Below are 24,089 nucleotides of genomic sequence, written 5' to 3' on the forward strand. Positions count from 1 at the left end.
TGGCGTCCGGAGGGAGCGCGGCACTCAATCAGGCGTTGTCGTCGCTTCCCGGAATGAAGGCATCGAAGGCGGCAAAGAACTGCTCGCGATAGAAGTCGGCCTCCTGCAATATTTCATGGCGTGCGCCATCGATCACCAGCAGCGAACCGAGACGCAGGCGTCTGGTGTAGGTTTCCACCGCCTTCGTCGAGACGACCTGGTCGGCGCCGGCGGCGACCACCAGCAAGGGAACCCGGATCCTGGCCATGAAGTCGGGATCGCTGATGACCTCGGAGGCCTGCGCCGCCGCTTTCAGCCAGCGGATCGTCGGGCCGCCGAGCGCCAGCTGCGGGTAGGTTTCGTAGAGCAGCGTGTTGCGCCGATACCGCTCGGGATCCGATGTCACCTTGTTGACGGCAAAGGGTATGGTTTTTCTGGGCCGCGGACCCCAGGCGGCGTAAAGCTTGCCAAGACCCAGCAGACAGAACAGCGAGCAGAGGCGGCGAACGGTGGCTGTCGAGACCGGCAGGTCGGGCACCGCGAGGAAGGGCGCGATCAGCACCATGCGCCGTACGCGGTTCACCATCGACGGCCCGGCAAGCAGCGTGATCACCGCCCCGGCCGAATGGGCCAATATGTAGTACGGCCCGCGGCAGTCGGGGAGCACGATCTCCTCGAAGAACTGTTCCAGGTCGCCGGTGTAGTCGAAGAAACTGCGGACATAGCCACGCTCGCGATCGCTGATCAGCCGGTCGGAACCGCCCTGGCCGCGCCAGTCAAAGGTGGCGACGCCAAAACCGCGGTCGGCGAGGTTACGGATGGTCTCGAAATACTTTTCGATGCACTCGTTGCGGCCGGTCAAGAGGACCACGGTGCCCTTCATCGGGCGGGCAACGGCGGCAAAGAGGCCATAACGGATTTTCTTGCCGTCGCGCGCGGTGAAGAAACCACCGGCCGCATTTTCCGGCAGCGGATTGCCCGGAATTTCGTGGAAGAGGGGAGTTTTGGCGAGGAGGTCCGTCATTCGGCGCTGCGTTTCAAGTGTCGCTGCCTGCATGGCGCAAGCTTTGGTAGGCATAGACGCCCCATGCAGCAAAAGCAAAGGGCAGCAAAAAGCAAAGGAATTCCGGACGCGTTGGAAAGGCTGAACGAGGCAGCCGGCGAGTGAGGCCGAAAGCAGCTTGCGGCGTGCTTCCGGCCCCCCGTCGATCCGGGAGGAAGGGACGTTACACCCGGTCGGCCTCGTTGCGGCATCTCGCGCATAACCGCGAAAACCGCAGCCGATTTCGCCGTGAATCATGCGCAATCAAAGTGTTACAGCTTCCTTTTGCGTGTCCGAGAGGACGCGCGACGCTGTAACCGCCGCCTGTTCCTTGATCCTGGAAGCAGATTAGCGCGACTTAGCTGAACGTCCGCCGAAGCCGCGGTTCATCTGCCGTTCATCGAGGCGGTAGAATCTTGAAATGCCTTCTCCTGCTCCCCAAATGTCTGCTGCGGCCGCCAATGTCGGGGCCGCTGGCCCATCCGGAACGCCGTCACGGGTTTCGCACCGGCCATACGCAAACCTTGTTGCTCAACAGGAGAACACACCATGCGTCACGTTGATTTTTCCCCGCTTTATCGTTCGACCGTCGGTTTCGACCGGCTGTTCACCATGCTCGATTCGCTTGCGCAGCCGGAAGGTGCACAGACCTATCCGCCCTACAACATCGAGCGCACCGGTGAGGATTCCTATCGCATCTCGATGGCGGTCGCCGGCTTCTCGGACGATGAGCTCTCGATCGAGGCTCACCGCAACGTTCTGACAGTCAAGGGTGAGCGCAAGGAGGGCAATGGCGAAGGCTCCGAACTGCTCTATCGCGGTATCGCCAGCCGAGCCTTTGAGCGCCGCTTCCAGCTTGCCGACCATGTTGATGTCGTCGGCGCCTCGCTGAAGAACGGCCTGCTCTTCGTCGACCTCAAGCGCAATATTCCCGAGGAGCTGAAGCCGCGCAAGATCGCGATCACCGCGTCTTCGGCGAAGGCCAAGCAGATCGAGGCCAAGACCACCGCGTAAGCTGCGTCGCAAAGACGACCAAAGGACGAAGGGCGGCGCCTGGCGCCGCCCTTTTTGAATTAGGTGCCGCCAGCAATTAGCTCGCCAAAGCGGTCGACCTCTTCTTCCGTGGTCGCAAAGCTGGTGACGAAACGATAGAGCGCTTCGTCCTCGCCGATATGGCCATCGAAGTCGTGCGGCTTGTGCCAGTCGTAGAAGGCGGCACCGGCCAAAAGCACCCGTTCAGCCTTGGCCTTTTTCATCACTGCGAACACTTCGTTGGCTTGCGGCAGCCAGGCCAGACGCGCCGACGCGGAATCCTCGATCAGTGCTGCGAGGCGTGCTGCCATGGCGTTGGCATGCCGCGCCGTGTCGAGCCACAGGTCGTCCTTGAAATAGGCTTCGAACTGCGCTGCGATGAAGCGCGATTTCGAGAACAATTGCGCCGCGCGCTTGCGCAGGAAGGCCAGTTCCCTGGCGCGGTCGAGGTCGAACAGCACGATAGCCTCGGCGCACCAGCAACCGTTCTTGGTGCCGCCGAAAGAGAGGATGTCGACGCCGCCCTTCCAGGTCATCTCCGCCGGTGTTGTCTCGAGCGCGACCAGCGCATTGGCGAAGCGGGCACCATCCATGTGCAGCGGCAGTTTGTGATGCTTGACGATCGCCGAAATCCTGGCAATTTCGTTCAGTGTGTAGATGGTGCCGACCTCGGTCGACTGGGTGATCGACACCGCCATCGGGCGCCCGGAATGGACGATTTCTGGCGCGAACCGGCCGACCGCCCTGTCCAGCATATTCGGATCGATCTTGCCCAGCGCGCCGTCGACGGGATGGAGCCGTGAGCCGCCGGTAAAGTATTCCGGGGCGCCGCATTCATCCTCGATGACATGCGACTCTCGATGGCAGAAGGAAATGCCGCCCGATTTGTTGTAGGCGGTCAGCGACAGGGAATTGGCGGCGGTGCCGGTGGCCACGAAAAACACCGCGACCTCGCGCCCGAAGATTTCGTTGAAGCGCTGGTATGCCGCGTCGTCGAGGGCGCCGTCGCCATAGGCGGCGGAAAAGCCGCCGGCATGGGCCGACAGGCCCGCGGCGATGCTGGGATGGGCGCCTGCCCAATTGTCGGAAGCGAAATTCATGCGTTTGCCTGTGCTGGGAAAATCAAGGCGACCTTGGCCGCTTTCGCATGCCGCTCGCAAGTGCCAAGCGCCGGAAAAGCGGTAAAGCCAGCGAGAGGCCGGGGACCTAAAGCGCGTCGCGTTCGGCCGGCCTCATGCGACGCGCTTTAGGTTTTTGTTTTCATGCATGTCGTTATCGCAAAACCGCTGCACACTTTTGCGCGACATGCATTAAGGCGGACGACTGAAGGTTGCGTTTTGGCCGGGTGGCGCGTAATTTTCTGTCTCTGGATGCCCACAATTGTTGTGAATCGGTCTTGTGCGCACCCGCAATTTCTGTCATAAAAATTTAGGACAGTAGTGCTGTCTTATTTTGTCGCACAAAACAGGCTGGATTGGCGTATCATTGGGCCTCTCCGGCCGTTGCCGCGAGCGACAGGTAGACAGCCCGCCTCTGGCCTGTACGATTGCCGGATGCGAACCAGGCCGCCTGGTTCGGCAAGGATTTCGCAAGACGGGATTTCGCAAGACGTGCCGCAAGGATGAAAGGGAAGCTCATGCGCTTCCCAACGGAAACCAGCGCCCTAAGGGCTGGGATGGAGGACAGGACGATGACGGAAGTGACGCCATCTGCGACGAACGGCCCGGCCGCGCAGACGAAAGCGCCAGCCGTCAAAAATCCGTCCATCGCCACTGGCCTGGCCAGGATCGGGCGGACCCCTACCGGGTTCGCCGCTCACGGCCTTTACGATCCGCGCAACGAGCACGATGCCTGCGGCGTCGGCTTCATCGTCAATATGAAGGGCGTCAAGTCGCATCAGATCGTCACGGACGGCCTGGCGGTGCTCGAAAATCTGACGCATCGCGGCGCCGTCGGCGCCGACCCGCTGATGGGCGACGGCGCCGGCGTGCTGGTGCAGCTTCCCGACCGCTTCTTCCGCGAGGAGATGGCCAGCCAGGGCGTCGAACTGCCCAAGCCCGGCCATTACGCCGTCGGCCATGTGTTCATGCCGCGCGATCCTGAGCTTCAGGCGCATATCGAAGGCATCATCGCCGAGGTCGCGCAGCTCGAAGGCCAGCCGCTGCTCGGCTTTCGCGACGTGCCGGTCGACAATTCATCGCTGTCAAAGGCGCCTGATATCGCTGCTTCAGAACCGGTCCAGCGGCAGGTGTTTTTGGGTCGTGGCGCCGAGATCGAGAGCGACGACGATTACGAACGGCGGCTCTACATCCTGCGCAAGGTCATTTCCGGTCGTATCCACGAAGAGACCAAGGGCGTCGACAATGGCTTCTACGTCGTGTCGATGTCATCGCGGACCATCGTCTACAAGGGCATGTTCCTGGCCTATCAGGTCGGCGCCTATTACAAGGATCTGACCGATCCGCGTTTCGAGACGGCGCTGATCCTCGTCCACCAGCGTTTCTCGACCAACACCTTCCCGTCGTGGAAGCTGGCGCATCCCTATCGCATGGTCGCCCACAATGGCGAGATCAACACGCTGCGCGGCAACGTCAACTGGATGGCGGCGCGGCAGGCCTCGGTCGATTCCGAACTGTTCGGCAACGACATCTCCAAGCTGTGGCCGATCTCCTATGAGGGGCAGTCGGACACCGCCTGTTTCGACAATGCGCTCGAATTCCTGACGCAGGGCGGCTACTCGCTCGCCCACGCGATGATGATGCTGATCCCTGAGGCCTGGGCCGGCAACAAGCTGATGGATCAAGATCGCAAGGCCTTTTATGAATACCACGCCGCCCTGATGGAGCCGTGGGACGGGCCGGCGGCGGTGGCCTTCACCGACGGCCGCCAGATCGGCGCCACGCTCGACCGCAACGGGCTGCGCCCGGCGCGCTATATCGTCACCGACGACGATCGCGTCATCATGGCATCGGAAGCCGGCGTGCTGCCGGTGCCGGAGGAAAGGATCGTCAAGAAGTGGCGGCTGCAGCCCGGCCGCATGCTTTTGATCGACCTGGAGAAGGGCCGCATCGTTTCCGACGAGGAGATCAAGTCGGAGATCGCGACCAGGCATCCCTACAAGAGCTGGCTCGCCAACACCCAGCTCATCCTCGAAGACCTGAAGCCGGTCGAGCCGCGGGCGCTGCGCAGGGACGTCAGCCTGCTCGATCGCCAGCAGGCGTTCGGCTTTACCCAGGAAGACACCAAGCTGCTGATGTCGCCGATGGCGACCACCGGCCAGGAAGCGGTCGGCTCGATGGGCACCGACACGCCGATTTCGGCGATGTCGGACAGATCGAAGCTGCTCTACACCTATTTCAAGCAGAACTTCGCCCAGGTCACCAACCCGCCTATCGACCCGATCCGCGAGGAACTGGTGATGAGCCTGGTGTCGTTCATCGGGCCGAGGCCGAACATCTTCGACCTCGTCGGCAATTCGCGTCGCAAGCGGCTCGAAGTGCGCCAGCCAATCCTGACCAATGGCGATCTTGAGAAGATCCGCTCCATCGGTCATACCGAGGACCGTTTCGACACCAAGACGATCGACATCACCTATGCTTCGAACGAAGGCGCGGCCGGCATGCAGGGCGCCATCGACCGGCTGTGCGAGCGCGCCGAGGCGGCGGTCGCCGGCGGCTACAACATCATCATCCTGTCCGACCGTCAGCTCGGGCCGGACCGCATCGCCATCCCGGCATTGCTGGCGACGGCGGCGGTCCACCATCATTTGATCCGCAAGGGATTGCGCACGTCGGTGGGGCTGGTCGTCGAGTCCGGCGAACCGCGCGAGGTGCATCATTTCTGCTGCCTTGCGGGCTATGGCGCCGAGGCGATCAATCCCTATCTCGCCTTCGACACGCTGCTCGACATGCACAAGCGCGGCGAGCTGCCGGCCGAAGTCGACGCCAATGAGGTCGTCTCCCGCTACATCAAGTCGATCGGCAAGGGTATTCTCAAGGTGATGTCGAAGATGGGCATCTCGACCTACCAGTCCTATTGCGGCGCGCAGATCTTCGACGCCATCGGGCTGAAGACCGATTTCGTGCAAAAATATTTCACCGGCACCGCGACGCTGATCGAAGGCGTCGGGCTGGAAGAGATCGCAGCCGAAACGGTCAGCCGCCACGCCGACGGCTTCGGCAACGACCCGGTGCTGCGCAACAGCCTCGAGGTCGGCGGCGAATACATGTTCCGCATGCGCGGCGAAGCGCATATCTGGTCGCCCGATGCGGTGGCCACCCTGCAGCACGCCGTGCGCCAAGGGTCGTCGCAGACGTTCAAGGACTATTCCGCTCAGATCGACAGCGAGACGGCGCGGGCGCAGAGCATTCGCGGCCTGTTCAAGATCAGGCTGGCCGAAGAAACCGGGCGCAACAAGGTCGCGCTCGACGAGGTCATGTCGGCTGCCGATATCGTCAAGCGGTTCTCGACCGGGGCGATGTCCTTCGGCTCGATCTCCAGGGAAGCGCACACCACGCTGGCGCGCGCCATGAACACGATCGGCGGCAAGTCGAACACCGGCGAGGGCGGCGAAGAAGCCGACCGTTACCTGCCGCTGCCGGACGGCGGCAAGAACCCCGAGCGTTCGGCGATCAAGCAGGTCGCTTCCGGGCGTTTCGGCGTGACGGCGGAGTATCTGGTGAACTCCGATGTGATGCAGATCAAGGTGGCGCAAGGCGCGAAGCCTGGCGAGGGCGGTCAGCTGCCCGGTCACAAGGTAGATGCCACCATTGCCAAGGTCAGGCATTCGACGCCCGGCGTCGGCCTGATCTCGCCGCCGCCGCATCACGACATCTACTCGATCGAGGATCTGGCGCAGCTCATCTACGACCTCAAGAACGTCAATCCGGCGGCTGATGTCTCGGTCAAGCTGGTTTCGGAAGTCGGTGTCGGCACGGTTGCGGCCGGCGTCGCCAAGGCGCGCGCCGATCACATCACCATTTCCGGCTATGACGGCGGCACCGGCGCATCGCCGCTGACCTCGCTCAAGCACGCCGGCAGCCCGTGGGAAATGGGCCTTGCCGAGACGCACCAGACGTTGGTGCTCAACGGCCTCAGGTCGCGCGTCGCGCTGCAGGTCGATGGCGGCCTGCGCACCGGCCGCGACGTCGTCATCGGCGCGCTGCTTGGCGCCGACGAATTCGGCTTCTCGACCGCGCCGCTGATCGCGGCCGGCTGCATCATGATGCGCAAGTGCCATCTCAACACCTGCCCGGTCGGCGTCGCGACGCAGGACCCGGTGTTGCGCAAGCGCTTCAAGGGCACGCCGGAACATGTCATCAACTTCTTCTTCTATGTGGCGGAAGAGGTGCGGGCGCTGCTCGCCGAGATGGGCTACACCCACCTCGACCAGATCATCGGCGACACCGAACTCCTGGAGAAGCGGGCGCTGATCCAGCACTGGAAGGCGCGCGGGCTCGATTTCAGCAAGATGTTCTTCAAGCCGGATGCCCCGCATGAGGCGGTGCACTGGACCGAGCGGCAGAAGCATCCGATCGACGACGTGCTCGACCGCAAGCTGATCGAGTTGGCCAAGCCGGCGCTGGACGCCAGGCAGCCGGTCAGCATCGAGCTGCCGATCCGCAATGTCGACCGTTCGACCGGCGCCATGCTGTCGGGCGAAGTGGCAAAGCGCTTCAAGCACAAGGGCCTGCGCGAGGACACGATCTCGGTAAAACTCACCGGAACCGCCGGCCAGTCCTTCGGCGCCTTCCTAGCGCGTGGGGTTTCGTTCGAGCTGGTCGGTGCCGCCAACGACTACGTCGGCAAGGGCCTGTCGGGCGGACGCATCGTCATCCGCCCGCCTGAGAACACGAAGATCGTCGCAGCCGAGTCGATCATCGTTGGCAACACCGTGCTTTACGGCGCGACCGAGGGCGAGGCCTATTTCTGCGGCGTCGCCGGCGAGCGTTTTGCGGTTCGCAATTCGGGCGTCGCCGCCGTCGTCGAAGGTGTTGGCGACCATGGCTGCGAGTACATGACCGGCGGCATTGTCGTCGTCATCGGGCAGACCGGCCGCAACTTCGCCGCCGGCATGTCGGGCGGCGTCGCCTATGTGCTCGACGAGGTGGGTGATTTCGCCGAGCGCTGCAACATGGCGATGGTCGAACTGGAACCCGTTCCCGAAGAAGACGACCTGATGGAGAAACTGCTCCATCATGGCGGCGATCTCGACCACAAAGGCCGCGTCGACGTGTCCGGCGACATGACCAGCCATGATGAGGAGCGGCTCTATCAGCTGATCTCGAACCACGTCCATTACACGGGTTCGGTGCGCGGCCGCGAAATCCTCGACAACTGGGCGACTTTCCGGCCGAAATTCCGGAAGATCATGCCGGTCGAATACCGCCGCGCGCTGATCGAAATGGAACGCATGCGCATGGGCGTTGCGGCGGAATAGGCTTTGGGATTTGCCGGGAGGCAAAGCTTCCCGGTCGATGCCTCCATCAACAATCCTGGCCTCGGACTGAAGGTTGCCATGGCTGCCTTATGAGGTTAACGGGTGCGGCGTCGAGCGCGCCATCTGGACAGCAGGGACTGGACTATGGGCAAGGTAACAGGGTTTCTCGAGATCGACCGGCAGGTGCACAAGTACCAGCCGGCTTCCGACCGCATCCGGCATTTTCGCGAGTTCACGCTGCCGATGTCGGACAAGGAGGTCGAGAAACAGGCCGCGCGCTGCATGGATTGCGGCATTCCGTACTGTCACGGGCCGACCGGCTGCCCGGTCCACAACCAGATCCCGGACTGGAACGACCTCGTCTACAATGGCGACTGGGACAATGCGATCCGCAACCTGCATTCGACCAATAATTTCCCGGAATTCACCGGCCGCATCTGTCCGGCACCTTGCGAGGAAGCCTGCACGCTGAACCTCGAGGACATTCCGGTCGCCATCAAGACGATCGAGCAGGCGATCGCCGACAAGGCCTATGAAACCGGTCATATCCGGCCCTATCCGCCGGAAAGGAAGACCGGCAGGCGCGTCGCAATCATTGGCTCGGGGCCGGCCGGCATGGCGGCCGCCCAGCAGCTTGGCCGCGCCGGCCACGACGTTCACGTCTACGAGCGCGAGAGCCGGCCGGGCGGGCTGATGCGCTACGGCATCCCCGACTTCAAGATCGAGAAGCACTACATCGACCGGCGTATCGAGCAGATGCAAGGCGAGGGCGTGAGTTTTCACTGCGGGATCAATGTCGGCGTCGACAAGCCGGTTGCGGAGCTGCTCGCCGAATATGATGCGGTGCTCTATTGCGGCGGTTCGGAAACGCCGCGCCCGGCCAACATTCCCGGCGACGATCTCGACGGCGTGCATGACGCGATGCCTTACCTGGTGCAGCAGAACAAGCGCATCGGCGGCGAGCCGATCCAGTCGGTGGCGTGGCCGTCGCCGCCGATCGTCGCCGGCGGCCAGCATGTCGTCGTCGTCGGCGGCGGCGACACCGCGTCCGACTGCGTCGGCACCGCCTTCCGCCAGGGGGCCGTGCGCGTCACCCAGCTCGACATCCGGCCGCAGCCGCCGGAAAAGGAAGACAAGCTTTCGGTCTGGCCTTACTGGGCGACGAAGATGCGCACCTCGTCCTCGCAGGCGGAAGGCGCCGAGCGCGAGTTCCAGGTGGCGACGCTCGAATTCATCGGCGAGGACGGCGCGTTGACCGGCGTCAAATGCTGCGAGGTCGATGAAAAGCGCAAGCCGATCGCCGGCACGGAATTCGTCATCCGCGCGGATCTCGCCTTCATCGCCATCGGCTTTGCCGGGCCGGCCGCCGTCGGGCCGGTGTCGGAATTGGCTGGCCAGATGAAGATCGCCATCGACAGCCGCCGCTCGAACAACGTCGAGGCCAATGATCGCGACTACAAGACCAGCGTCGAAAAGCTCTATGCAGCTGGCGATGTGCGCCGCGGTCAATCGCTGGTCGTCTGGGCGATCCGCGAGGGCCGTCAGGCAGCGCGTTCGATCGACGAGGCGCTGATGGGATCGAGCGTGCTGCCGCGCTGAGACCGTCTCCTACTTGTGCGGCCGTCCGGCAGGTTTACGGAGTGATCGCCGTGGTCGTTTCGGGCACGGCAGCCGCTGCAGGCTGCTTCCTTGGCGGCCAGGAAAAATCGTCGGCGCGGCCGGGCGAAGCAGCTGATACCTTGCCCTCGACGAAGAGTTTTTCGCCAGGCCCGTCCGCCTTTGCCGGCGCTGCGGCGCCGAGAAGTTCCGAACCGCCGTCGAGTGCCGGATCGCTGAGCAGCATCGGCACCGTGCGATCGACGGGCATGGGTGTCGTTGCCGGCGCCCCGACCGGAGCGCCGGCTGGCGCATAAGCTGCCAGTGTGCCCGGAGGCGAGGTCATTCCAAGGATCTTCAGCAAGGGTTTTTCAGCATAGAAGGCGAGCTTGCGTTTGCCGGCTTTCGACACACGGATGCCGTCGTCGGTGCGCAGGCGCACCGGCTGGCCGTTGATATCAGGCCCGCTGGTGACAAAGGCGCCTTCCTCGTCGACGAAACCGTCCCAGATGTCGACGAATTCGCCGCCATGGCTCTCGGCCGTCGAGCGGTAGATGTCGTTGAAAGCCAGCATGTCGGAGGTCATCTTCGGCGCCTTGAAGGCCGGCATGCCGACCCACAGATACGGCACCTTGGCCGATGCGATGGCCCTGCCGAACGCTTCGGTACGGCGTTCGTATTCCTTGGTCCACGCTTCGGACCGTGGCTGTTCGCGTTCACCGTTCACGCGCATCTGCTGCCGATCGTTGGAACCCAGCATGACGATCACGGCCGCCGGTTTTTCGGCCTCGATCAGCGACTTGATCTGTTCGGGCCAGTTGTAGAAATCGTCACGCACGAAACCGGACGAACCATTGCTGCGAACGACGATCCTGACCTTGTTGTTTTCGGCGAAGGCGGTGTCGAGACCCTCGGCGAGGCCGGTCGCCATGAAATCGCCGACCACCAGAACGGTGCGGGCATCCGGCGCCTTCTCGACAATGGGGGCTGCCGGCTCAGCCGGCCGGCGCGGCGCAGCACGCGACTTTCTGACTTTTGGCTTGCGTGGCCCGATCCTCTGAATCCGTCGCGGCTCAATCAGTCGTGGCGGCTCCATCCGCTCGCTTCGGCGCAGAAACAACAGGTCGCGCAGCGACCAGCCACGCCTTTGTTCTTCCTGCGCCACGGCCGGCGTGTGAAAGACGGCGGCAGTGCCGACGGCCAGGACGGCAATAGCCAGAATCAGGATCGGCACGCGACGAAGGATCACACGGATACGCGCAGCCGAAACCAATTACCGTCTCCATCCCTAAAGAGCGCCGGACTCTGATACAACCGTGCCGCCGCTCTACCTTAAGTTGAGCATCGGATTTCCTCAAAACCGGTTTGGGTCCGATGCTCCAGGTCTGCCCTATGCGAAGCTAGTTCTGCCTGAGCCATTTGAGCACTTCCATGCTCGGATGTCCGTCCTGGGTCAAGCCAGCCTTCGCCTGGAAGGCCATGATGGCGGCTTTCGATCCCTCGCCGATCTTGCCGTCGAACTTGCCGTCATAGTAGCCGTACTGGGAAAGCCGTTGCTGAAGCTCCTGCCTCTCCTCAAAGGAGAGCTTCGTGAAAGGCCGCTTCCAGTCCTGCACAAGCCCACCATAACCGGCGATTTCGTCGGCAAGAAGGCCAACGGCAACCGCATATTTGTCGGCATTGTTGTAACGCTTGATGACCGAAAAATTCTTGACCATCAGGAAAGCCGGGCCGCCACGGCCGCCTGGCACCTTCAGCGTGGCCTTCTCCCCACTCTTGAACGGCTTGCCGTTGGCACGCGCGACACCCAGCGCTTGCCATTGCGACAACGACTTCGATCCGGCCGGGAACTTCTTTCCGTCGGGAAGGCTGACTTCATAGCCCCAGGTCTTGCCGGCCTGCCAGCCGTTCTTCCTGAGCAGATTGGCGGCCGTTGCCAATGCATCGGGAATCGAATTCCAGATGTCACGCTTGCCGTCGCCGTCCATGTCGACCGCATAGGCCTGGTAGCTGGTGGGAATGAACTGGGTATGGCCCATGGCGCCGGCCCATGAGCCACTGAGGTGGCTTTTATCGATGTCGCCCCTTTGCAGGATCTTCAGCGCCGCGATCAGCTGCGTGCGGGCGAATTTCGATCGTCTCGAATCGGCATAGCCAAGCGTGGCTAGCGAACGCACGACATTGCGCATGACATCGTCGCGCTTGAGGATTTCGCCGTAGTTCGATTCCATCGACCAGATCGCCAGCAGGATGTGACGGTCGACGCCGTATCTTGCCTCGATCCTGTCCAGCCACGGCTTCCACTTCCTGGCCATCTGCTTGCCAACAGCGACCGACTGGTCATGGACGCGGTTGTCGAAATAGTCCCAGGCGGGCGCGGTGAATTCGGGCTGATAACGCGCTTTTTCCAGCACGACCGGGTCGGCATCGCTGATGCCCTCGAATGCGCGGTCGTAAACGGCGCCGGAAACGCCGCTCCGCACCGCGGTGGCGCGGAAGCTCGCCACCCATTGCCGGAAACCGGCGTCGGCAAAAGCCGATCCGGTGGGCATCAGCAAGGCAAGCGACAGACTGGCGGCCGCAACGATGCTGGTGAAGCGCTTTGCGGCGTCGCGAACGGACATCTTTTCCTCCTTCTTCATCACAGGAAGATCATTCATCGCCGAACCCGGTTAGCATTTAGTTTACCATAGGTGCCGTTGGGAACGAAAAGGCGGGTTGGTGCTTTACGGACTACAGATTTTTTCTGACCAGCCGTTCCATAATCCCAGATTCCGGCACGAAAATGTCTTGAAGCGGGATTGCCGAACAGCCTTAGAAGCGGATATTTGACAGCATGAAGAGAGTTCGCAAGGCAGTTTTCCCGGTCGCTGGCCTCGGCACGCGTTTTCTCCCGGCCACCAAGGCCATACCCAAGGAAATGCTGACCGTCGTCGACAGGCCAGTCATCCAGTATGTGGTCGACGAGGCACGCGAAGCCGGCATCGAGCATTTCATCTTCGTGACCGGACGCAACAAGGCGGTCATCGAGGACCATTTCGACGTTCAGTTCGAACTCTATGACACGCTCGCCCAACGCGGCAAGGACGACGAGCTCGCCCGCCTGCAGCGGCTGCAACCTTCGCCAGGGCAGACCAGCTTCACCCGCCAGCAGGTGCCGCTTGGCCTTGGCCATGCCGTCTGGTGTGCCCGCGAGCTGGTCGGCGACGAGCCCTTCGCGCTGCTTTTGCCCGATATGATCATGCAATCCGAAAAAAGCTGCATGAAGGAGATGGTCGAGCTTTATGCCGAGACCGGCAACAACATCGTCGCGGTTCAGGAATGCGACCCCGCCGAGGCCCATAAATACGGCATCGTCGGCCGCGGCGAGGATACGCATCACGGTTTCCGCATTACCGGCATGGTGGAGAAGCCGAAGACCGGCACGGCACCCTCCAACCTATACATCAACGGGCGCTACATCCTGCAGCCGGAGATATTTGGGATACTCGAAGGCCAGGAGAAGGGCGCCGGCAACGAGATACAACTCACCGATGCGATGCTGAAGCTGGAGAAGCAGCAGCCCTTCTATGGCTGCCACTACCGAGGGCGCACCTTCGATTGCGGATCGCCGGAAGGCTTTGTCGAGGCCAACGTCGCCTTCGCGCTGTGGCGCAGCGACATGAACGGACGCATGGCGGGCGCTATCAGCAAGCTTCTCGACGAGATGAAACCGTCAGAGCAGCGGGGCGCGGCGTTCTAACCCCCGGGCTAATGCATGCGCGCAAAAGCATGCCCTCGGGCCTGAACCGAGGGTGCGCGGCGGCTTGGTTTACGGCTGCAGCGTCACCCCGACAAAGATGCTGTGGGCGGTGTAGTCGCGGCCCTCGATGTTGCTGGTCTGTTTTTCAGTTCTGGCGCGGGTGGTCAGCCCGGCATATCGGTTCAGCCACCATGTCAGTCCGGCCTCGGCGCTCAGCGTCAGATCATGGCCGTCCGACCCGATGTAGTCGCGCCAGTCTACGCCGAGAGCTGCGTTGCCGATCAGGTTGGCACGGATTTCCCGCTCGGCGGTGAGGCGGCCGGAGTAAAGGATTGTGCCGCTTTCGTCGGCGGTTGTCGTGCCCTCGACGATCGTCTGCCCGGTGAGGCCGATCGTGGTGCCGCGTTGCGGCGACCATCTGAGGTCGGCGTTCACCGTGGCGCCCGAAATTGCCGGCAGGCGGTCATCGTCGATCGCCTCGCGCAGCCAGCCGGCCGAGAACTCGCCGGCAAGCTTCTCGCCGAGGTCGAGCTCGGCGCCGGCCCGAACCCCAAGCCGCGTCGAGGATCGTTCGAAACCATTGCTGTCGACGCGCAAATCATAGACCCGGCGGCCGATTTCGACCTCGGTGAAAGGGGTGATGGCGGGCGAAATCTCATAGCCGGTGCGCAAGGTGGCGGTATAGAGCGTCGAATCGCGGTCTTTCTGCGACAGCGTTCCGCCCGTCGAAAGCCTGGCGTCGCCGTAGATGTCGTGTTCGACTGCGCCGGTCAGGGCGAAGCGCATCTTGCCGGCATCCTTCTCGACCGCCAGGCTGCCATCAATGGTCTGGCGCACCGGCTGCTCGGCGGTGCCTTCGATGACGACCGGCGAGGAAGCCGATTCCGGTGCCGCCTCGTAACCGAGCTTGGCGATGGCGCGCAGATCGTTGTCGAAGTCGACATTGAGCGTGCCTTCGACACGGCCGCGCGCCTCCTCAACCTCGTCGCCCGATAGGGTCTTGAGAAATGTGCCGTAGCCGTCGACGGTAGCCGAATTCTCCCGCCAGTCGGAGATGGCGTTGAAGCGCAGCGTCGTTTCCGACAGCAGGGCCGGCTTGCCTTCGCTGCTTGAATCGGCATTCGATGAGGCCTTCAGGCCTTGCTCGAGCGTCGGCCTGATCACGAACGAGCCGAGTTTGATACCGGTGGCGGCGAACGGGTCGTCCTCGGCCCTCCTGTCCCGGCCTTCGATGGCTTCGGCGCGCTCGGCGCCCGGATCGAGTTGCTGCCTGTCGGCGGAATCGATGGTCACGGCACGGGAATTGATTGGGTCCGTCTCGGCGGTGTCCTCGTCATCCGTCGGGGCCGTCGTCGCGTTGGCGGCCTGTGTCTCGGCGGCTTCGTCCTGATCGGCTGCGCCCTGGGTTGCGCTCGATGGCCGGCGCGGCGGGACGGGAACGGGGGCGTCCGCAAACGGATCGTCGGTTGCTTCCGGCGGATCAAAAATGCTTCCGGTCGCCGGTGCCGCGTCGTCGTCCTGCACGGCGCCCGGGCTGGCCGGCTGATAGGCGGGCGTCGGCGCCGTGCTCTGGGTGGTTGCACCGGCCTGCGCCGTCTGATCCTGGGCAATGCTCAATTGCCTGGTTTTGCGCTGCTGGTCGTCCAGAATCGCCGATTCCGAAACCTCGCCGCGCAGCTCGGTTACTTGGGCATAGGGCTGCGCAGGCCGCAGCAAGGCGAAGACGCTGGTCGCCAGCAGCAAGGCGCAGACCGCCTTGCCGTTTCGTCTTCTTTTCTTTTCAGGCGGGGCCTCGGACATCGCTACCACTGCTTGCGCGGCGCACGCGCGCCATACTTACCGAACCGTAAACGGGGATGGTTAACGTTGGGTTGAGGCGGCGGTCGATCAAAGCCCACTTGACGGCTAACGGATGGCAATTCCGTTGGACAGGCGCGCAGCAAAGCGCTAATCGCATCAGCCATGCATGCGGGATCCCCAGACAAGAAGCGGCTCGATGGGCAGGCTTCGATCGCCTCGGCGCTTAGAACGGTAGCGACCGAGCAGGCCGGTGTCGCGGCGCTGGCGGCCGCGCTCGAGAACGGATTGACCGAACCGTTCGCGCGCGCCGTCGATATGGTGTCGCATATCGCTGGCCGCGTCATCGTCAGCGGCGTCGGCAAGAGCGGCCATATCGGCTCAAAGATCGCGGCAACGCTCGCCTCGACCGGCACGCCGGCTTTCTTCGTCCATTCTGCCGAAGCCAATCATGGCGACCTCGGCATGATCGCCAGGGACGACGCCATCATCGCCATCTCGTGGTCGGGCGAGAGCCGCGAGCTCAAGGGCATCATCGCCTATTCCAGGCGCTTCTCGATTCCGCTGATCGCAGTCACCGCCGGAGAGCGATCGGCGCTGGCGCGGGCGGCCGATGTGGTGCTTTTGCTGCCGCGTGCGCCGGAAGCCTGCCCGCACGGCCTGGCGCCGACGACATCGACGCTGCTGCAACTGGTGATCGGCGATGCACTGGCCATCGCGCTGCTCGAAGCGCGCGGCTTCACGCCGGATCATTTCCGCACCTTCCATCCCGGTGGGCAACTTGGCGCCAATCTGACGCAGATCCGCGAGATCATGCATGTCGGCGACAGGCTGCCGCTGGTGCCTTCCGGCACTGGAATGCGCGAAGCGATCCTCGAATTGTCGCGCAAGGGGTTTGGCTGCGTGGCGATAACCGCTGCGGATGGTGCGCTGATCGGCATCATCACCGACGGCGACATCAGGCGCCACATCGGCAGCAATCTTCTGGCGATGAGCGTCGATCAGGTCATGACCAAGGAGCCGAAGACGGCCGGACCGGATACGCTGGTGGCGACCGCGCTGCAGACGATCAACAGTTCGACCATCTCCAGCCTGATGGTTGTCGAAGGCAGACGGCCGGTCGGACTTGTTCATCTGCACGATCTGCTGCGCATCGGCGCGGCCTGAGCTCGCCAGAGTGAATTTCGAAACTGAGAGACATCAGGCCTGTTTGAAAAGTCGCCTGCCGAGATGGTCGGATCAGTCCAGGACCGCCTCGACCGTCAGTTCCAGATCGGTGTCGGCCGCGCCCGTCACGCGCACCTGCGTGCCGGCCGGCAGGTCGGGGCCGGAGATGCGCCATAGCGTGTCGCCCAGCTTTATGCGGCCGCGGCCGTCCCTGATCGGCTCGTCCAGGGTGGCCATCCTGCCGATCATCTGTGCGCCGCGGCGGTTGAGCAGTGGCTGATCGGTGCCATCATCGCGCCCACCCACCAGTCTCTTGCCGACATAGGTTGAAACCAGCGACATCGCCAGGAAGGCGAGAACCTGGATCTGCCAGGTCCAGAAGTCCGCGTCCCAGATGAGCAGGGACACCACGCCGATCAGCAGAGCGGCGATGCCGATCCACAGCATGAATATGCCCGGTGCGATGACCTCCATCACTAGGAGGACGAAGCCGAGAACCATCCAAACCCAAGGGCCGAGTTCGGAAATGATGCGTTCGAACATGGCCTCAGGTCTCGCTGGGACGAACCACGGGCGGGCGTGCAGCCTGCCGCGTGGTGCCGGCAGTGCCCTCTGCGCCGAAAACTTCCTTGGCGATCGCGCCGATGCCGCCGAGCGTGCCGATCAATGAGGAAGCTTCCATAGGCATCAGCACGACCTTGCTGTTTGTGGCGGAGCCGATCCTGGTCAGTGCTTCGGTGTATTTCAGCGCAACGAAGTAGTTGAGCGCCTGCACGTCGCCCTTGGCGATCGCTTCCGACACCACTTGCGTGGCGCGGGCCTCGGCCTCGGCCGAGCGTTCGCGCGCCTCGGCGTCGCGGAAGGCGGCTTCCTTGCGGCCCTCGGCTTCCAGGATCTGCGACTGCTTGAGGCCTTCGGCGTCGAGGATCTGCGCGCGCTTGTTGCGCTCGGCCATCATCTGGCGACCCATCGATTCGACGAGATTGGCCGGTGGATTGATGTCCTTGATCTCGACGCGGGTGATCTTGATGCCCCAGGGATGTGCCGCTTCATCGACGACGCGCAGCAGGCGTTCGTTGATGGCGTCGCGGTTCGACAAAAGCTCGTCGAGGTCCATCGACCCCATCACGGTACGGATGTTGGTCATCGTCAGGTTGAGGATGGCGTTCTCCAGACCGGCGACCTGGTAGGCGGCCTGCGCCGCGTTGAGCACCTGGTAGAAGGCGACGCCGTCGACGGCGACGGTGGCGTTGTCGCGGGTGATGATCTCCTGCGTCGGGACGTCGAGCACCTGCTCCATCATGTTCAATTTGGAGCCGATGCGGTCAACGAACGGCACGATGAGGTTGAGGCCGGGGCTCAATGTCTTGGTATAACGGCCAAAGCGTTCGACGGTGTAATTGTAGCCTTGCGGGATTGTCCGGATGCCTTTGAAAAGCACGAGCACGACAAGAGCGACAAGAACAAGAAGCGCGATATCGAAACCACTGAAATCCATTTGCCTCTCCCTCAGATGCCGGCCACGGAAATGTTTCAACCCGACCGACTTCACCAAACACTTAAGTGTGTTTCAGGAACGTTACAATCAGGTGATAGTGGGTAACCGGTGCATAGAAAGCCGGTTAGCGGCGCTCGATTGTATCGGCTTCACACCCAACCCGACAGTTCGCGCCGCACCATCGCCTCGATCACCGCCATGCCCTCGGCACTGTCGTTGAGGCAGGGAATATGCACGAACTTTTCGCCGCCGGCATGATGGAAGGTCTCGGCCGCCTCCCTGCCGATCTCGTCCAGCGTCTCGATGCAGTCGACAGAAAAGCCCGGATTGACGATGGCGATCGATCTCACGCCTTCTCCGGGCAATTTCTCGACCGTCTTGTCGGTGTAAGGCTGCAGCCACTCCTGCGCGCCGAAGCGCGACTGGAACGTGGTGATCAGCTTCTTCTCATCCCAGCCGAGCTTTTCCCGCAGCAGCCGGGTCGTCTCAAGGCAATGGGCCTGATAGGGGTCACCCTTGTCGGAATAGGGTTTCGGAATGCCGTGATAAGAGGCGATGACCATTTCCGGCTCGAAATCGAGGCTCGCCAGATGGCGCTCAATCGACGCGGCGAGCGCTTCGATATAGACCGGTTCGGCATAGTAGGGCGGCACGCTGCGGATCGCCGGGGCGCGGCGCATCTTCATCAGCGCGCGAAACAACTGGTCGTTGGCGGTGGCGGTCGTGGTCGCGGAATATTGCGGATAAAGCGGAAAAGTCAGAATGCGGTCGCAGCCCTGCGCGACCAGCCCTTTGGCGACGCTCTCGGTCGAAGGATTGCCGTAACGCATTGCCCAGTCGACGCTGACGCCGGGCAGGTCGCGCAGCGCCTCGGTCAGCTTCTCGCTCTGAGCGCGGGTGTAGGTGCGCAGCGGCGACTCGTCACGCTGCCGGTTCCAGATCCTGGCATAGTTGGCACCCGACTTCTTCGGCCGTGTGGTGAGAACCAGCCCGTAGAGGATCGGGTACCAGATCGCCTTGTTGAGTTCGATGACGCGCGGATCGGACAGGAACTCCCTGAGATAGCGCCACATCGGCTTGAATTCCGTGCCGTCGGGCGTGCCGAGATTAACCAGCATGACGCCGATCCTGCCCGCGCCGACCGGCGGCTGTCCTGCCGGCAGCGGGTCGAGGACCGTCGCGGCCTTGGGATCGGCAGGGTTGGAAGGCGTCATAAAGGATCTCCGGACACCGCGCGAAACTAGCGATGCCGCGCCGGTTTTCAATGCAGCGTCTGGCCGCACCTTATCTAAGCTTGGGAGGCGAAGCAGAAAAACCCGCCCGGTTTGCCGGACGGGTTTTCCAACAATGACAGAAGAATTCAGTTTGCGGCCGGGATGGTCAAGGTTGCGCCGACGGGAAGCCGGCGCGGCTCGTAGTCCTGGTTGGCGTCGGAGATCGTTTTCCACCTGGCGCCATCGCCATAGGCTTTTTCCGCCAAATCCCAATAGGTGTCGCCGGCAACGATCACATGGCTGCTTTCGGCCGGCTTTGCCGGCTCGGCAGGCGCAGCCTCGGCAGGTGCCGGCGCTGCCGGGGCGGATTCCGTCGGCACGGCTGGCGGTGTCGTGGCAATATCGTCCGAACCGGCCGGCGGTTCAGGCATCGCCGGCTCCGCAGTAGCGGCTGGAGCCGTTTCTGCCGGTTTTGCGGGCTCGGCCGGAGCGGGAGCCTCGGCCGGCTTCGCCGATTCTTGGGCCGGCTGCTGGGCCGGTTCCGCCGCGGCGGCGGCCGTGATTTCGGTGATGCGGCCCTCGAGCTTCGGCGTATAGGGCCGATGCGCGCCGAGATAATCGGCGACCACCTGTTCGAGACCCGGACCGTAATCGTAGGCGTTCTTGGCCTTGTCGGCGAACACCTTGTAGCCGTCGCCACCCTGGCGCACATAGTTGTTGGTGGCGACCAGGTAATCCTTGTCCGGATTGATCGGCGTCCACCCGCTGCCTTGCATGACCTCGACCGACTTGATGCGCCCGGCATTCGCGGCGGCCGATTTGTCGAATGAATACTTCAGGCCGGCAACCTGCGGGAAGCGGCCGGCGCCGTCCTCGATCTGGCTGAGACCGTTCTCCAGCCCGGCAACCAGATCCTTGCCGGAAATCTGGAAGGTCGCCACTGTGTTCTGGAACGGCAGCACGTTCAGCACCTCGCCCATGGTGACGGTGCCCTGGTCGATCGAAGCGCGCAGACCGCCGCCATTCGTGATGACGATCTCTACACCCTGGTCCTTGACGCGGTCGAGGACGGCATCCGAGACGAGATTGCCCATCTCGCACTCGCGGGTGCGGCAGTTCTCACGACTGCCGTCGATCGCCCTGGTGGTCTCGGCGACCTCCTGGTTCTTCAACGCCTCGATCGGCGCGCCGAGCTCCTTGATGCGGGCAAGCACGGCGGGGTCTGGCGTGATCGATTTGTCGAGGTAGATCGGGTCGCCGCTGGCCTGCTTGACGACACCGTTGTCGTCGAACACGACCTTGAACTCGCCGAGATATTTCGAATAGGACGCCGCCTGGACGACTGGCACCTTGTAGCCGTCCGGATTGTCGACCATCGTCGGGTAGGGGCCTTCAGCCTTGGGGTCGGTGTTGGACAGCAGCGAATGGCTGTGGCCGCCAACCACCACGTCGACACCCGGGATCTTGGCGATGACGTCACGCTCGCGCTTGTAACCAATATGGGTGACTGCGATGATCTTGTTGACGCCTTCTCCCTTCAACCTCTCGACCTCTGACGTGATCAACTTGACGTCGTCCTCGATCGTGACATTAGGGCCTGGCGAAGCCAACTCCGGCGTGTCGTTGGTGACCGCGCCGACGACGCCGATCTTCTGGCCGCCGACCTCGATCACAACAGACGGTTTCACGCGGTCACCGAGCTTGGATTGCGCGTTGGCCTTCACATTGGCGCCGAGCACCGGAAACTTGATCATATCCAGGAACGGCGCCAGCGCCGCCTCGCCATCGTCGAACTCGTGATTGCCGACCGCCATGGCGTCGAATTTCATCTGATTGAGGAATTCGCCTTCGGTCTTGCCCTTGTAGGTCGTGTAGAACAGCGAACCCTGGAAATTGTCGCCGGCGCTGAGCAGCAGCACGTTCTGGCCTTCCAGCTTCTTGCGCTGCTGGGCGATCGCCGTGATCAGCCGCGCCGCGCCGCCGGTGCACACGCCCTTGGTCTCCTCTTCGGCCGAGCAGGTCGATTCATATTTGTTGTTGCTTTCGATGCGGCTGTGCCAGTCGTTGATGTGCAGGATGTTCAGAGTGTAGTCGGCAAAGGACATGCCGGTCGACAGGCCAAGCGTAGACGCCGAAAGGGCGGCAATGGCGGCGATCTTCTTCATCTTCGTCTCCCGGATGACCTGTTTAACGCCCTCGCTCGACTGGAATATAACAGCCGGCTTTTCGCCCATGTTCACATCGCGTTTTGGCCGATGCAAGTGGAATCGGGCCCAGCTTTGCCGGCACAAAAGGACGGCGGCCTCAAGCCGCCGCCCTTTGCAAAAGCAGTTCAGTATGGGCTCAGGTGCGTCGCGTCAGCACAAAGTTCTGCCCGCTCACGCTGGTGCAGTTAAGCTGCGAGGTGGAGATCAACAAGCAGTTGAAGCTGATCGGCGTCTGGCGGATCAGCGAAGTGCCCTGGATTTGGACCGAGGTGCCGCCGGTCATGGCGTAGCTTCCGTCGGCAAGCTTCTGGCCGGTGTCGGTGGCGACGGTCTTGAAGCTGCCGCCGGCGAAGGTCGACAGGCCCGTGCCCTGCGCGTCGATCCATGAGCCTTCGACCGGACTCCGCGTGGCCGATGGCGGCCCGCCCGGGCCGGCGGTGGTGCACGCCGCCAAGGCGGCAGCGGCCGCGACAATGCCGGCCGAAAGCAATTTGCGCGCAATCGTCATCATCAAGATCCTCTCCTCTCGCATTGGCCCGAAAATCGATGCGATTTTTCGGAAAGCACGACGCGTACACTCAAACCGCCAGAGCGTACTTTGTGCGTCCAAATGGATGCACGTCGCTCCAGGCCGCCTTCCTTCAATCGCCCGATTTCCAGACGATTGCAAGGCAGTGAGACATTGCTTTCGAACGAGGATGTTGAACTATCGAACGAGGATGTTGCGGAATTGCCATGGGTCGTTTTTGTCGAGGTCTTCCGGGAACAGCCCAGGGCGGTTGTCGAGCGGCGTCCAGTCGGTGTAATAGCCCTTGATCGGCCCGAGATAGGGCGACTGCACTTCCAGGCAGCGCCTGTAGTCCATCTCGTCCGCCTCGACGATGCCGGCCTCGGGATTTTCCAGCGCCCAGACCATGCCCGCCAGCACTGCCGACGTGACCTGCATGCCCGTGGCGTTCTGATAAGGCGCCAGCTTGCGCGCCTCCGCCAGCGACAGCTGCGAGCCGTACCAATAGGCGTTCTTGTCGTGGCCGTAGAGCAGCACGCCGAGTTCGTCGACACCGTCAACCAGTTCGTTTTCATCGAGCACGTGATGCACCGGTTGTGCCTTGCCGGCGGCGCCGAACATCTCGTGCAGCGACAGCACGGCGTCGTTGCAGGGATGGTAGGCGTAGTGGCAGGTCGGGCGATATTGGACCTTGCCCTTCTTGCCGCGCAGGGTGAAGAAGTCGGCGATCGAGATCGACTCGTTGTGAGTCACCAGGAAGCCATATTGCGGGCCCGGCGTCGGGCACCAGCTGCGCACACGCGTGTTGGCGCCCGGCTGCTCCAGATAGATTGCGGCCTTCGAGCCATGCTTGTGCTTCTTGCCGTTCTTCGGCATCCACGTCTCATGCGTGCCCCAGCCGAGCTCGGCCGGTTGAAGCCCTTCCGAGATGAATCCTTCGACCGACCAGGTATTCCAGAACACGTTCATCGGCTTCGGCTTCTTGGTGCGCTGTGTGTCGCGCTCGGCGATGTGGATACCCTTGACGCCGGCCTTCTTCATCAGCCTGGCCCAAGCATCGCGATCGTGCTGCGCGGGCTCGGAGAATTCGAGGCCAAGATCGGTGGCGAGGTTGACCAGCGCCTGCTTGACGAACCACGAGACCATGCCTGGGTTGGCGCCGCAGGTGGAGATTGCGGTCGCCCCGCCGGGGTGCGCGCGCTTTTCTTCGGTCATGGATTCGCGCAGCGCATAATTGGTGCGGCTGCCAGTGTCGGCCTTGGTGTCGAAATAGAAGCCGAGCCATGGCTCGACGACGGTGTCGATGTAAAGCACACCCAGCTTGCGACAGAGCCGCATCAAATCCACCGAGCCGGTGTCGACCGACAGGTTGACGCAAAAGCCCTGGCCACCGCCTTTGGTCAGCAGCGGCGTCAAAAGCTTCTTGTAGTTCTTGCTGGTCACCGCATCCTGCATGAAGGTGATGTCGCGCTCGTCGAGCAGCTTGCGGTCGGTATCGCGTGGGTCGATGACCGTCATGCGCGACTTGTCGAACTTGAAATGGCGCTCGATCAGCGGCAGCGTTCCCCGTCCGATCGAGCCGAAGCCGATCATCACGACAGGGCCGGTGATCTCACCGTAAACGGGCCAGTTTTCATTCGCCATTTTATCGATTACTCCCTCAGACAGGCTGAAAAGCCGGGCAAACAGACGCAAAGCGGAGCACTTTTTTGCCCGACCACCACGCGCTACAACCACAGATCATTGTCATAAACCAGCGAAAAGCCGCGAGCTACGCCGCATTCGTCATGTGGTTAAGGAGGACGACCAGCCGCTGACGGCCGTCATTCCCCGAGTTGGCCCTTGCAGTCGAGTTGGGCGAAGTCGGC

Annotated in this window: 16 protein-coding genes; 5 read left to right on the forward strand and 11 right to left on the reverse strand. The window is 62.7% G+C overall.

What is annotated here, in order from left to right; genetic code table 11:
* Positions 1–28: 28 nt before the first annotated feature.
* On the reverse strand, positions 29–1,003 hold the full coding sequence (locus AC0L2V_RS00120; RefSeq protein ID WP_473519105.1) for an alpha/beta fold hydrolase: 975 nt from the start codon (positions 1,001–1,003) through the stop codon (positions 29–31).
* Between the two features lie 567 nt (positions 1,004–1,570).
* On the opposite strand from AC0L2V_RS00120, the gene AC0L2V_RS00125 reads away from it, so the two are divergent.
* Entirely contained in the window at positions 1,571–2,035 is a 465-nt protein-coding gene (locus AC0L2V_RS00125) for an Hsp20 family protein (RefSeq protein WP_023798077.1), read from the forward strand.
* 59 nt (positions 2,036–2,094) lie between these two features.
* Here AC0L2V_RS00125 and AC0L2V_RS00130 read toward each other — a convergent pair whose 3' ends face one another.
* Complete coding sequence (locus AC0L2V_RS00130) at positions 2,095–3,153, reverse strand: threonine aldolase family protein (protein WP_473519106.1); 1,059 nt, start codon at positions 3,151–3,153, stop codon at positions 2,095–2,097.
* Between the two features lie 590 nt (positions 3,154–3,743).
* Between AC0L2V_RS00130 and gltB the strand changes: the two genes are divergently transcribed.
* Both gltB and AC0L2V_RS00140 read left to right on the forward strand, forming a co-directional pair.
* A complete protein-coding gene (gene gltB, locus AC0L2V_RS00135; protein WP_473519107.1) occupies positions 3,744–8,492 on the forward strand; it encodes a glutamate synthase large subunit in 4,749 nt (1,582 codons plus the stop codon).
* 144 nt (positions 8,493–8,636) lie between these two features.
* Entirely contained in the window at positions 8,637–10,091 is a 1,455-nt protein-coding gene (locus AC0L2V_RS00140; RefSeq protein WP_023798073.1) for a glutamate synthase subunit beta, read from the forward strand.
* A 34-nt stretch (positions 10,092–10,125) separates the two neighbouring features.
* On the opposite strand, the gene AC0L2V_RS00145 is transcribed toward AC0L2V_RS00140, so the two are convergent.
* Positions 10,126–11,361: an SGNH/GDSL hydrolase family protein gene (locus AC0L2V_RS00145; RefSeq protein WP_473519108.1), complete on the reverse strand. Its 1,236-nt coding sequence runs from the start codon at positions 11,359–11,361 to the stop codon at positions 10,126–10,128.
* Between the two features lie 127 nt (positions 11,362–11,488).
* Positions 11,489–12,712: a lytic murein transglycosylase gene (locus tag AC0L2V_RS00150; protein WP_473519109.1), complete on the reverse strand. Its 1,224-nt coding sequence runs from the start codon at positions 12,710–12,712 to the stop codon at positions 11,489–11,491.
* 212 nt (positions 12,713–12,924) lie between these two features.
* Between AC0L2V_RS00150 and galU the strand changes: the two genes are divergently transcribed.
* Positions 12,925–13,830 (forward strand): UTP--glucose-1-phosphate uridylyltransferase GalU, encoded by a 906-nt coding sequence (gene galU / locus AC0L2V_RS00155; protein ID WP_473519110.1) that lies wholly within the window; start codon positions 12,925–12,927, stop codon positions 13,828–13,830.
* Between the two features lie 69 nt (positions 13,831–13,899).
* On the opposite strand, the gene AC0L2V_RS00160 is transcribed toward galU, so the two are convergent.
* Positions 13,900–15,630 carry an outer membrane beta-barrel protein gene (locus AC0L2V_RS00160; protein ID WP_473508121.1) on the reverse strand — a complete coding sequence of 577 codons (1,731 nt, stop codon included), beginning with the start codon at positions 15,628–15,630 and terminating at the stop codon, positions 13,900–13,902.
* Between the two features lie 162 nt (positions 15,631–15,792).
* On the opposite strand from AC0L2V_RS00160, the gene AC0L2V_RS00165 reads away from it, so the two are divergent.
* A complete protein-coding gene (locus AC0L2V_RS00165) occupies positions 15,793–16,794 on the forward strand; it encodes a KpsF/GutQ family sugar-phosphate isomerase (RefSeq protein ID WP_091594888.1) in 1,002 nt (333 codons plus the stop codon).
* A gap of 72 nt (positions 16,795–16,866) precedes the next feature.
* Here the strand turns inward: AC0L2V_RS00165 and AC0L2V_RS00170 are convergent, their stop codons facing one another.
* The 6 genes from AC0L2V_RS00170 to AC0L2V_RS00195 all read right to left on the reverse strand — a co-directional run bounded on the left by AC0L2V_RS00170 (position 16,867) and on the right by AC0L2V_RS00195 (position 23,865).
* Positions 16,867–17,337, reverse strand: coding sequence for an NfeD family protein (locus AC0L2V_RS00170; protein ID WP_473519111.1), 471 nt, complete (start codon positions 17,335–17,337; stop codon positions 16,867–16,869).
* Between the two features lie 4 nt (positions 17,338–17,341).
* Positions 17,342–18,292: an SPFH domain-containing protein gene (locus tag AC0L2V_RS00175; RefSeq protein ID WP_091594884.1), complete on the reverse strand. Its 951-nt coding sequence runs from the start codon at positions 18,290–18,292 to the stop codon at positions 17,342–17,344.
* Positions 18,293–18,441: 149 nt separating this feature from the next.
* The gene (gene hemH / locus AC0L2V_RS00180) at positions 18,442–19,506 is read right to left on the reverse strand and encodes a ferrochelatase (protein ID WP_473519112.1); all 1,065 of its coding nucleotides are present in this window, start codon (positions 19,504–19,506) and stop codon (positions 18,442–18,444) included.
* Between the two features lie 146 nt (positions 19,507–19,652).
* Complete coding sequence (locus tag AC0L2V_RS00185; protein ID WP_473519113.1) at positions 19,653–21,671, reverse strand: 5'-nucleotidase C-terminal domain-containing protein; 2,019 nt, start codon at positions 21,669–21,671, stop codon at positions 19,653–19,655.
* 178 nt (positions 21,672–21,849) lie between these two features.
* Positions 21,850–22,221, reverse strand: a complete 372-nt coding sequence (gene omp10, locus AC0L2V_RS00190; RefSeq protein ID WP_128170933.1) for an outer membrane lipoprotein Omp10 — start codon at positions 22,219–22,221, stop codon at positions 21,850–21,852.
* Between the two features lie 198 nt (positions 22,222–22,419).
* Positions 22,420–23,865, reverse strand: a complete 1,446-nt coding sequence (locus AC0L2V_RS00195; RefSeq protein ID WP_473519114.1) for a homospermidine synthase — start codon at positions 23,863–23,865, stop codon at positions 22,420–22,422.
* Positions 23,866–24,089: the final 224 nt, after the last annotated feature.

It is taken from the genome of Mesorhizobium sp. WSM4814 (assembly GCF_055811595.1).

What these genes read in the sequence shown, in the direction of transcription:
- AC0L2V_RS00120 (WP_473519105.1), bottom strand. Translation starts at nt 1,003, where the DNA reads ATGACGGACCTCCTCGCCAAAACTCCCCTCTTCCACGAAATTCCGGGC.
- AC0L2V_RS00125 (WP_023798077.1), top strand. Translation starts at nt 1,571, where the DNA reads ATGCGTCACGTTGATTTTTCCCCGCTTTATCGTTCGACCGTCGGTTTC.
- AC0L2V_RS00130 (WP_473519106.1), bottom strand. Translation starts at nt 3,153, where the DNA reads ATGAATTTCGCTTCCGACAATTGGGCAGGCGCCCATCCCAGCATCGCC.
- gltB (WP_473519107.1), top strand. Translation starts at nt 3,744, where the DNA reads ATGACGGAAGTGACGCCATCTGCGACGAACGGCCCGGCCGCGCAGACG.
- AC0L2V_RS00140 (WP_023798073.1), top strand. Translation starts at nt 8,637, where the DNA reads ATGGGCAAGGTAACAGGGTTTCTCGAGATCGACCGGCAGGTGCACAAG.
- AC0L2V_RS00150 (WP_473519109.1), bottom strand. Translation starts at nt 12,712, where the DNA reads ATGTCCGTTCGCGACGCCGCAAAGCGCTTCACCAGCATCGTTGCGGCC.
- galU (WP_473519110.1), top strand. Translation starts at nt 12,925, where the DNA reads ATGAAGAGAGTTCGCAAGGCAGTTTTCCCGGTCGCTGGCCTCGGCACG.
- AC0L2V_RS00160 (WP_473508121.1), bottom strand. Translation starts at nt 15,630, where the DNA reads ATGTCCGAGGCCCCGCCTGAAAAGAAAAGAAGACGAAACGGCAAGGCG.
- AC0L2V_RS00165 (WP_091594888.1), top strand. Translation starts at nt 15,793, where the DNA reads ATGCATGCGGGATCCCCAGACAAGAAGCGGCTCGATGGGCAGGCTTCG.
- AC0L2V_RS00170 (WP_473519111.1), bottom strand. Translation starts at nt 17,337, where the DNA reads ATGTTCGAACGCATCATTTCCGAACTCGGCCCTTGGGTTTGGATGGTT.
- AC0L2V_RS00175 (WP_091594884.1), bottom strand. Translation starts at nt 18,292, where the DNA reads ATGGATTTCAGTGGTTTCGATATCGCGCTTCTTGTTCTTGTCGCTCTT.
- hemH (WP_473519112.1), bottom strand. Translation starts at nt 19,506, where the DNA reads ATGACGCCTTCCAACCCTGCCGATCCCAAGGCCGCGACGGTCCTCGAC.
- AC0L2V_RS00185 (WP_473519113.1), bottom strand. Translation starts at nt 21,671, where the DNA reads ATGAAGAAGATCGCCGCCATTGCCGCCCTTTCGGCGTCTACGCTTGGC.
- omp10 (WP_128170933.1), bottom strand. Translation starts at nt 22,221, where the DNA reads ATGACGATTGCGCGCAAATTGCTTTCGGCCGGCATTGTCGCGGCCGCT.
- AC0L2V_RS00195 (WP_473519114.1), bottom strand. Translation starts at nt 23,865, where the DNA reads ATGGCGAATGAAAACTGGCCCGTTTACGGTGAGATCACCGGCCCTGTC.